Origin of the sequence: Geofilum sp. OHC36d9, from assembly GCF_052400685.1 — a bacterium.
Classification (GTDB): Bacteria; Bacteroidota; Bacteroidia; order Bacteroidales; family Marinilabiliaceae; genus CAZHHH01.
The window spans coordinates 1-663 of the sequence record NZ_JBQTGJ010000050.1; the positions used below are offsets into that span (position 1 = coordinate 1).

The 663-nt window shown below is 40.7% G+C and carries 1 protein-coding gene; it reads right to left on the reverse strand.

Annotated features, from left to right (window positions below; translation table 11 throughout):
* Window positions 1-560: tyrosine-type recombinase/integrase (locus ACT3CD_RS17250; protein WP_444646914.1), on the reverse strand; the 560-nt coding region annotated here is incomplete at its 3' end.
* Window positions 561-663: the final 103 nt, after the last annotated feature.

A 663-nucleotide genomic window follows, 5' to 3' on the forward strand; every position in this document is an offset into this window, starting at 1 on the left:
GACAAAGGAACAATCCGGTCCTTCTTGTATTTGCTCTGGCGGATATGGATAACCATACGCTCAAAATCAATATCAGAAATTTTGAGATTGATGACTTCCTGTCCCCGCAGTCCGGCAGAATAGATAAGCGTAAGGACAATCCGGTGTTTAAGTAACGTAGGTGCCGAAAACAGCATTTTCAACTCCTGATAGTTTAAAACTACCGGCAATTTCGTGTCCTGTTTTAATGAAGGTAAAGCAATAGATTTTTTGTTCATGCCCAACAAACGGTAGTAATACCTGAGGCCATAAACCATATGTTTGAAACTGCTACGCGAAGGCGACCTGGGGTCACGGGACAAAGCTACCAGATACTCATTGATCTCATCTTCACTGACGTATTCGGGCAATTTTTTAAAATGAATAACAAACAAGGCAATGCGCCGGACGTAATTGTTCAGCGTACTTGCGCTCTGACCGCGAAGCTCCACCTGATGCTCCAGTTTCAAGGCTCTGGCTTTAAATTCTGGGACAAGCACCATAGCCTGCTCAACAATAGTTAAACTTGTTTTCTTTCTCATAACTGTATTATTTTAAAGTGAATAATACAGTTATTACGATTTGTAACTAAATGGATTTATGCTATTTTTGAGAAAGGCTATCCCGTAGGGATTTAGTTCAACA